The organism is Mucilaginibacter sp. (assembly GCF_036383575.1).
GTDB lineage: Bacteria > Bacteroidota > Bacteroidia > Sphingobacteriales > Sphingobacteriaceae > Mucilaginibacter.
In genome coordinates this window covers 1-8,143 of the sequence record NZ_DASVOB010000476.1, presented here as the reverse complement: position 1 = coordinate 8,143, position 8,143 = coordinate 1, and the positions used below count along the sequence as shown (strand labels likewise).

Below are 8,143 nucleotides of genomic sequence, written 5' to 3'. Positions count from 1 at the left end.
TGGTAATAGGCTTTATAGGTGTGATCCTTTTATTCCGCGACCAGATCGCGGACGTATTCGGTTCGTCAGCCGGACCATCAAAACTCCCGGGAATGATATTGCTGTTATTCGGTACGCTGGGCTGGGCATCGGGTTCATTGTATTCAAAGCATTATAACACCAAAGGTTCTGTATCGGTAAATACAGCATGGCAAATGCTTGCAGCCGGTATGTTCTTCCTGCCTTCGAGCTTTTTAAATAACGAGATGGGCAAAGTTCAATGGAACGCTATACCGGCGCATAGCTGGTATGCATTGGCCTATTTGATTGTATTTGGGTCGATAGCTGCATTTAGCGCCTATGTATGGCTTTTACAAGTAAAGCCTGCCACCCAGGTTGGCACATACGCCTATGTTAACCCGGTGATAGCGGTATTGCTGGGCGTAATTTTTGCCGGCGAACACGTGAATTTAATACAGGTTTTAGGACTGATTGTGATATTGAGCAGTGTGTTGCTGATCAATCTATCAAAATACAGGAAAGCGAAAACAGGAGAATTAGCGGTGGCGAAGTGACGACAAGTGCTAAAAGCCGAAAAAACCATGTCATTGCGAGCGATAGCGTGGCAATCGCATACTATACAGAGCGGCTTAGCTTCCGTGCGATTGCTTCGTCGTTCCTCCTCGCAATGACATTTTTATTTAAAAACCCCAAAGAGACAAAAGTTTAATCTCAACTCTCCCACCTCCCAAACTCAAAATATTTACTGATGCTAATGCCCACTTTACTTCCAACAGGATATTTACGCCTGTCGTAATTGAGCACCCGTAATGTCAGGTCATCTTTTTCAACTATGAGTTCCTCAAAAAAACCTTTAAACAATACCATTTTCACCAGCCACTTGTTACCTAAACTACTTATTTTAATATTTTCAGCGTAAACAACAACCACGCTGCGTTTACTTTTTATACCACAAACTTTTGCCTGGGCCGATGTCAGCCGGGTACTGCTGGCCAGGATCTGCTCCGTGTACATCAGTTTAGGCGAATGATATAACTGCTCGGGACTACCATTTTCCACTATCTCACCTTCTTTGAGCACGATCAGTTCATCGGCCATAGAAAGTATCTCGGCAGGATCATGTGACACCAATACTACAGTAACTTTCCATTCCTTTACTATATACCTGATATCGTGCTGTAATGCTTCACGGTACGTAGCATCAACCTGGTTAAAGGGTTCATCAAGCAGTAAAACTTCGGGGCGGCTGATCAATGCTTTGGCTATAGTTACCCGTTGCTTCTCGCCGCCGCTTAGTTTACCAAATGGCATTTCCCTAAGCGGATAAATATTTAAAAGGTTTAATGCTTCGGTAACGTGGCGTATGGCATGGCTTTGATCTTCGGCAGGCAGCCCTTCACTTATGGTGTCCCACACTAATACGCGCGGGTCAAGGTCGTTGTCATGCTGGGTTACCATCCGCATAACTTTATGGGCCTGCTGTAAACCTTTATCCCTGCTTAATACCTGCTCTTCTTTAAAAAAAACCTCGCCATGATCAGGCTCAAGCGTACCATATAATAAATTCAACAATGTAGTTTTCCCGCTGCCGCTTTCACCAACTATAGCCGTTATCTTCCCCTTCGGAATAAAAATGGTAACGTTATTAACACCCGAAGACTTATCTCCAAAAAAGTTTTTGGTAACCGATATGGTTTCCAGTATCAAATCGTCTTGCATCTACGGTAATTAAGTCTCAGGCTGTTAGCGAAAAATCCGACCGAAGATTAATCGTTCCGATTTCAGGCTTCTAATCTAAAAAAAAAGTTGAATGCTAAAAAACTTTATATACCAACCATGGCGACAAATTAAAACAAATAACTATAAAATTTATTCATGTAAAATAGCCCAATCATAAAACCATGAACAAAACCATAGGGATCCTGCTTATCATCGTTGGCGTGGCCATGCTCATCTGGACTGGCTTCACTTACACCAAAAAAGAAAAGATCATTGATGCCGGCCCAATACAGGTATCGGCCGACAGGGGAAAAACTGTTAACTGGCCCCCTTACCTTGGCGGATTATTTGTTATAGGCGGTATTGTTATAATTGCCGTTTCGAAAAAATAAAGCACCTATTTATTGTCGACCGGTTTAAGTACGCTGACGTCTTTACCTGCAAGTAACTGATCGTAATTGATGAGTTGAAACTTTTTACCGATCATCGCTATAAACTCCGGCGAGAGCAAAGCGTTAAGTTCGGTTTGGCGGTGCAGGCTGGTAAGCGGCTTACCTTCTTTTGAGTTCATCATGTTACTGTTCATATCAACCAGCACATCCATTTCGGGGCTTGGCGTTGCGGTATGCAGTATCATCATATTAGGTTTATCAGGATTTAATTTGCTGATATAAGTCAAAAATGCTTCCTTTTTTGTGGCGATAGGTTCGCCCCACATTTCCTTATAGGTTTCGCCGAAATAAGTTACGCTGCTTAAGGTTGATATGGCCAGTTTGTATTTGTGTGCCAGTTTTTCGGTAAGGGCCCGTAATTCGGGAGTGGAAAGCGCTATACCCATATGCGGATCTATATAGGTTATTTTTAATCCGGATGCCTGCGCCCTTTCAATTTGTGCCGACAATTCGGTTTCAATTTCACTGAGCTTATACCCGCTTTTGGCAAACGCCCGCGTTGACTGTGGAAAATACCCGTTTGAATCAACCAGGCTTGGAACAGCTGTGCGACCTGTTACTGGCCCCCAGCGGTAATTTTTCCATTCGGATGTGAGCGTAAGGTGAACCCCTGCCGTAACATTTGGATATTGCTTCAATATTTGAACCGCCTCTTGGTACCAGGGACATGCAAACTGTACCGAAGCCGAAAGCGGCATACCGGTTTGCGCAGCCTTAAGCAAAGCCATATTTACCGAGTGGTTCATACCGATATCATCCAGCCTGATCAATAAACGCGGAAGCTTATTGCCGGTTTGCTGAGCCGATACATCTTTAACAAAAGCACTACCTATAAGAATAAAAGCTAATATGATTATCCTTTTCATAATTTTACACGATTAAAAGCAGTATTAAATGTCAGACAAACAGAAAGAAGCAGACAGTTCTACCTCATAAATATCTCATTATGAGTATTAATAACAAGAATTAAATTAAACATTATAGCACATTGTTACATAACAGCCACAAAGCCGGTACAACCTATGTGTTTATTCAATATATTAGTGAACTGACGGTACTACATCTATGCCTTACCTTTTGCCTTACATTGCCCATGCGTTATATACCGTACGCCCCGTCCAACAACAAAATAGTAGATTAATTGACATTTCAGTAAGAAGAAAAAACTGATGCGCATCTGGCAGGCCTACAAAAGTACTATTACCCAAAACTGTTCGGGCGATTCGGCTCAGTTGCATGGTCTTCCCTATTGGAGCAATAAATTATTTGCTACCATGATGATATATCTGTTCCCGTTATTCCTGATAGCGCTGGTGCCGGGTGTATACATGAGTATCATTAGCCACCTGTATACCCTGGCTGCTTTTGATATATTTATTGTAGTCAGCATTACCGCTTCGGTGTTATTACCGGGAATGAGTATTAAGGCACGCAAGTCATGGTTTATAGGCTTACTATATCTTTTGGCCGTTGGTTTACTTTATTACCTCGGCTGGTATGGACCAGGATTATTGTATTTACTGGCACTGACGTTTTTTTGCCTCCTGGTTTTTCATGGCGAACACCCATTTTGCACCGTGTACGCCAATGCAGTTATATGTGTATCAGTGGGGGTTTGCATCCACTTCAACTTATTAAAAAACGGCATTAGTTTGCAATACACACTTGGTTCGTGGATAGCAGTATCAAGCAACCTGATCATACTATGCACTGTTATAGCCATATTACTGCCCATGCTGTTTAATGGCCTGCAGCAAAGCAACAACCGCTTTGAAACGGCTGCACAGGCTACCAGTGATACTATTTGGGATTGGGATATAGCAAACGACACCATTGTGTATAATTATGGCATGAGCCATGTATTTGGACATCAGTTAAATGAGATCAGGGATGTCAATAAATGGCTAAAAAACAAACTTCACCCCGCAGATCTCGACTTAATTAACAAACAAATAGCTAAAGCATTAAAAAACGGTGACACCCTCCTGCAATTAAGCTACCGCTTTTTATGTGCAGATGGAAAATATAAGCATGTGTTTGACCGGGCTTTTATTGTCAGGGATTCCGCTACCGGTACGCCTATAAGAGTTATCGGGGCTATGCAGGATACTACCCGCCAAAAAGAGGAGGAACAATGGCTGAGGCTTACGGAGTCGGCATTGCGATATGCTACGGATGCAGTAGTAATTGTTGAGGCCGAACCCAACAGCAGTCAACAACGAAAAATTGTATATGTTAATGAAGCGTTTACCTATATTACAGGTTACAGTCAATGGGAGGTTACAGATACCTTTATCGATATCTTGTGGGGCGCTAACAATCCCTTGCCTGATACGGGCGAGATGATTGACACCTTTGAACACAACGGGCCTTTTGAAGTTGAAGTTATTAACTACAAAAAAAATGGCGAACGTTACTGGAGCAGTAAATCAGTGTCGCCGGTTAGGGATAATACAGGCAAAACAACTCATTGGATCTCGATTGAACGGGATGTTACCCAATTAAAAGATCACGTAAGCGCTGTTGAAAAGCAAAACATCCAGTTAAAAGAAATTGCGTGGACACAGGCTCATATTGTACGCGCTCCCGTTGCCCGCATCATGGGTCTTGCTGATCTGTTGAGTGATCACCTTGATCACAATCCTGATGCTACCGAACTGATGAAATTCATTACCGTTTCGGCCCTTGAGCTTGACGACATAGTAAGAGAGATCATCAAAAAATCGGAATAGGTGAAAGGTGAACACTTACGAAGTTTTTCAAATTTCGTAAGTGTTCATCACAGCATCATTATCAGGCCGAAACCAGATCTGGATTGTGGTTTACCTGGCTAATGGTAAGAGCCTGTTGAATATTGAGCCCGGCACCTTGCTGATCTGACATCCATTTTTGAATGAGGGCGTTTAACGTGTTCAGCTGGCTGGCGTAAGCATCGGGATTGGCACCTTTCAGCTTCGCTAAATACCCTACAGCATCGGCTATCTTTTGCTCATCTGTTTTGCCATCTTCCTGTACAGCCCAATTCAAATCGGTAACCACTTTGGGCAACCATAATTTAATGCCATTCACAATTACTGCCGATGCAGGCACAAGGGTTTCGAGCGTACTTTCCAGAAACTGCCCGGCCTGACTTGCTTCGAGGTTTTTAAGAGTGTTGGCAACTTTGTCGGCCACGGTGATAATTTCATGCACAGCGCCCGAAGCGTTGTGGAACAGGGATTTTACATGGTCCCAAAGGTTTGATAAAAAAGACATAGGTTGTAATTTAAGGTTTATATAAATTGATTGTTGATTAGTTCAAACAGGTGCTCCGAAACAAGCTTGTCCAACGGCTTGGGAAATTCTAATTTGATATCCTCGTAACCGGTTTTAATTAGAGAAGATAAAATTGAAGATAAAAATCCCCTGATAACATAGTGTTTATACGCTTTCGAGCTGCGGTTTTTACGCTATTTACTGATATCATCGCCATTATCAATGCGTTATGGCATCAGTAATGCAATTTCCTTCGCCTCGTTTATAACGTCAATATATACTTTAACTATTTATAGATAACTCCCGATAAGTTACCATAATTGTCCCTCTCATACCATTCACCTTTTATAAAGTAATAAACATTTCGCCCAAAGCGCATTGAAGGATATGTTCCGCTTATGTATTTCCTGCTCTCGTTACGGGTTTTAGCATTATAAACCGTAAAGTTTCGCGATACGCTTTTTAGTGAATCATAAAAGATGTGCCTGTTAACATCAAAATTTAAAACAAGCGCTGTATCTCTTTTAAAATCATCCCCTGTATTATGTTTTGATGACCGCTCGTCATGGATCTTAATTTTCACTTTGCCGCCCTGATGCCCGTTATCTAAAAAAGTTAAATTCACATTGTAAATGCTATGCACATCAACCATATTGGCAGTATCAACCGGCTTGCTGAAATCAATAAAATTCTCCTCAAAAAACGATGTGATATGCATTGATTGGTACATTTTTTTGGTATCGATACTTAAAACCAAAGTATGTAATAGCTCCATGCCAACACCTGCCCGTACAGCATAAACAACCTTTATAAAATGCTTGTTTAACTGCTTTGCCGATTTCACGTAGTTAACATCACCCATATTTATCGCATCCTTCAGGTATAGTATTTTCAAGATCCCGTGGGAGTCGATTGGCTTTACTTTGATCTCGCCACGCGTACCATCAAACGACTCGACTTTAAATACCTGCGCCCGGACTTTTGTCACATTGTTTATGAGCACTGTACATAGCAGTACAGGTATTAAAATTCGTTTGATCATTGTGAAAGGTTTTTCGAACTAAAATACTAAAAAAACAGCCTACCCATCATTTTCATTTTCAGGCTTTACTAAAATCCAACCGTGTTAAAATTTCGTAATTGGATATAATTTATATTATTAATATAATAATGAAAAGAATTGGCGTACCGCATGAGGAGATCAGGATTAGGGTTAAACAGATAACCAATAATATCAGAACGTTAAGGGAAAACAGGAATTACTCGCAGGAATATATGGCGGGGCGGCTTCACATCTCCCAAAATACTTACAGCAAGCTTGAACTGGGTTATACCGCCCTTACACTTGAACGGCTTATTTTAATTGCGGGAGTCTTAGATATCGATATCATAAGCCTTGTTAACCCGGTTGCGGATACCGACAGGCAAAATCCGGATAATACTTTGCAGCAGGCCCCGCTTTGATCACAAGACCTGCTATGTTAACGATAAAACAGTTAAGAACGGTTAACAGGCTTTAGCATCCGCCTTTGTTCAGCCCTTTTGCTTAACCAGCATTTTACAAATGAGTTGATCATAATGCCCATGATACAGCAGGCAACCAATACGTAAATAATCAGGATGTGTTTTGGCATTTCAGTTTATAATTTTCCTAAATGTAACAGGTTTGCTACATGTACTGCAAGTGTTTTGAAAAATAAAGTTTCGACTAACCTGGTATAAAAGTCAAGAAAATGTCATTTTCCAGTTTCAAAATTTGGATGTTCGATTTCGGATTTGCTTAGGTTTAGATCAATATTTCCCGATAAAATCTGTTGGTACAAAGTCGGTAAGCCATACCTTATTCTCCGATAGGTAAAACTTGTGTCCCAAGTGATGCATCTCCCCTGCAGCAACGGTTAACACCACAGATTTACCATGGCGCTGACCAACTTTTATAGCTGTTTCCAGCTCACTGCTCAGGTGTACATGTTGCCGGCTCCGCTTTTCGAGCCCTGTTTGTAAAATAGCATCAACCGATTGGCTTCCAGTACCATGATACAATACATCAGGAGGCGTTTGCGGTTCATAACCAAGCTCTACATCAACCGAATGCCCCTGGCTGGCACGGATCTTCTGCCGGGTATCATCAAACGCGAAACGCTTTTTAGCATTGGTTCCAACTATATGGTTTAATACTTCGGGCGTTATATCGTTACCATGTGCACCTGCTTTCTGTAACAATTCATCAACAGCAACCCATCCCTGTTCATCAAGTTTAATACCTATCAATTCGGGCTGGTGGCGTAATACCAGGCTTAAAAACTTGCTTAGCCTGGTGGTTTCTTTTTCAGTTAACATAATAGAACTAAGGTAAATAAACTCTCGAGTTTATGAATTCAGCAAACTACTTAAATTCCTTCCCTGCTGGATAATGCTATCACCCGAATACTGATCCAATGATTTCCTGAGCAAATCCTTCATTTGCTTAACCAATATCCGCGGACCGAGCACTTTAAGCTTAGGCCCAAAACCGAGCAGCTCGCGTTCCAGCTCAAAATTCATGATCACCCGGATGCTGAATATCGTTCCATCCGCCGTAACCTTTAATATTTTTTGCGTGTGGTGCAATGGCTTGGTAATAACGTAAGGTGCATTTTTATCATCTACCCAAAAAATAACTTCACCGTCACGCTGTCCCGGTGATTTGGTGACGCCCAGCACGTCATTATAATAAG

General features: G+C 41.6%; 10 protein-coding genes. 4 read left to right on the top strand and 6 right to left on the bottom strand.

From position 1 onward, the window contains the following. Positions 1 to 554, top strand: a 554-nt coding sequence (locus VF500_RS17150) for an EamA family transporter (protein WP_330860855.1), incomplete at its 5' end; no start/stop codon positions are given. Positions 555 to 711: 157 nt separating this feature from the next. Here VF500_RS17150 and VF500_RS17145 read toward each other — a convergent pair. Next, on the bottom strand, positions 712 to 1,719 hold the full coding sequence (locus VF500_RS17145) for an ABC transporter ATP-binding protein (RefSeq protein ID WP_330860854.1): 1,008 nt from the start codon (positions 1,717 to 1,719) through the stop codon (positions 712 to 714). Between the two features lie 182 nt (positions 1,720 to 1,901). On the opposite strand from VF500_RS17145, the gene VF500_RS17140 reads away from it, so the two are divergent. After that, positions 1,902 to 2,111 (top strand): hypothetical protein, encoded by a 210-nt coding sequence (locus VF500_RS17140; protein WP_330860853.1) that lies wholly within the window; start codon positions 1,902 to 1,904, stop codon positions 2,109 to 2,111. Positions 2,112 to 2,116: 5 nt separating this feature from the next. On the opposite strand, the gene VF500_RS17135 is transcribed toward VF500_RS17140, so the two are convergent. Further along, positions 2,117 to 3,037 (bottom strand): ChbG/HpnK family deacetylase, encoded by a 921-nt coding sequence (locus tag VF500_RS17135; protein WP_330860852.1) that lies wholly within the window; start codon positions 3,035 to 3,037, stop codon positions 2,117 to 2,119. A 303-nt stretch (positions 3,038 to 3,340) separates the two neighbouring features. On the opposite strand from VF500_RS17135, the gene VF500_RS17130 reads away from it, so the two are divergent. Continuing rightward, positions 3,341 to 4,903, top strand: coding sequence for a PAS domain-containing protein (locus VF500_RS17130; RefSeq protein ID WP_330860851.1), 1,563 nt, complete (start codon positions 3,341 to 3,343; stop codon positions 4,901 to 4,903). Positions 4,904 to 4,964: 61 nt separating this feature from the next. Here the strand turns inward: VF500_RS17130 and VF500_RS17125 are convergent, their stop codons facing one another. Together VF500_RS17125 and VF500_RS17120 are read right to left on the bottom strand one after the other, a co-directional pair. Continuing rightward, entirely contained in the window at positions 4,965 to 5,426 is a 462-nt protein-coding gene (locus VF500_RS17125; protein WP_330860850.1) for a hypothetical protein, read from the bottom strand. Positions 5,427 to 5,712: 286 nt separating this feature from the next. Further along, positions 5,713 to 6,468, bottom strand: coding sequence for a hypothetical protein (locus VF500_RS17120; RefSeq protein ID WP_330860849.1), 756 nt, complete (start codon positions 6,466 to 6,468; stop codon positions 5,713 to 5,715). A 128-nt stretch (positions 6,469 to 6,596) separates the two neighbouring features. Here VF500_RS17120 and VF500_RS17115 point away from each other — a divergent pair, with 128 nt between their 5' ends. Further along, on the top strand, positions 6,597 to 6,890 hold the full coding sequence (locus VF500_RS17115; protein ID WP_330860848.1) for a helix-turn-helix transcriptional regulator: 294 nt from the start codon (positions 6,597 to 6,599) through the stop codon (positions 6,888 to 6,890). A gap of 327 nt (positions 6,891 to 7,217) precedes the next feature. On the opposite strand, the gene VF500_RS17110 is transcribed toward VF500_RS17115, so the two are convergent. Then, positions 7,218 to 7,766: an RNA 2'-phosphotransferase gene (locus VF500_RS17110; RefSeq protein ID WP_330860847.1), complete on the bottom strand. Its 549-nt coding sequence runs from the start codon at positions 7,764 to 7,766 to the stop codon at positions 7,218 to 7,220. A gap of 30 nt (positions 7,767 to 7,796) precedes the next feature. Continuing rightward, positions 7,797 to 8,143: WYL domain-containing protein (locus tag VF500_RS17105; protein ID WP_330860846.1), on the bottom strand; the 347-nt coding region annotated here is incomplete at its 5' end.

Excerpts from the sequence above, each read along its gene's own strand:
- VF500_RS17145 (WP_330860854.1), bottom strand. The coding sequence starts at position 1,719 with ATGCAAGACGATTTGATACTGGAAACCATATCGGTTACCAAAAACTTT.
- VF500_RS17140 (WP_330860853.1), top strand. The coding sequence starts at position 1,902 with ATGAACAAAACCATAGGGATCCTGCTTATCATCGTTGGCGTGGCCATG.
- VF500_RS17135 (WP_330860852.1), bottom strand. The coding sequence starts at position 3,037 with ATGAAAAGGATAATCATATTAGCTTTTATTCTTATAGGTAGTGCTTTT.
- VF500_RS17130 (WP_330860851.1), top strand. The coding sequence starts at position 3,341 with ATGCGCATCTGGCAGGCCTACAAAAGTACTATTACCCAAAACTGTTCG.
- VF500_RS17125 (WP_330860850.1), bottom strand. The coding sequence starts at position 5,426 with ATGTCTTTTTTATCAAACCTTTGGGACCATGTAAAATCCCTGTTCCAC.
- VF500_RS17120 (WP_330860849.1), bottom strand. The coding sequence starts at position 6,468 with ATGATCAAACGAATTTTAATACCTGTACTGCTATGTACAGTGCTCATA.
- VF500_RS17115 (WP_330860848.1), top strand. The coding sequence starts at position 6,597 with ATGAAAAGAATTGGCGTACCGCATGAGGAGATCAGGATTAGGGTTAAA.
- VF500_RS17110 (WP_330860847.1), bottom strand. The coding sequence starts at position 7,766 with ATGTTAACTGAAAAAGAAACCACCAGGCTAAGCAAGTTTTTAAGCCTG.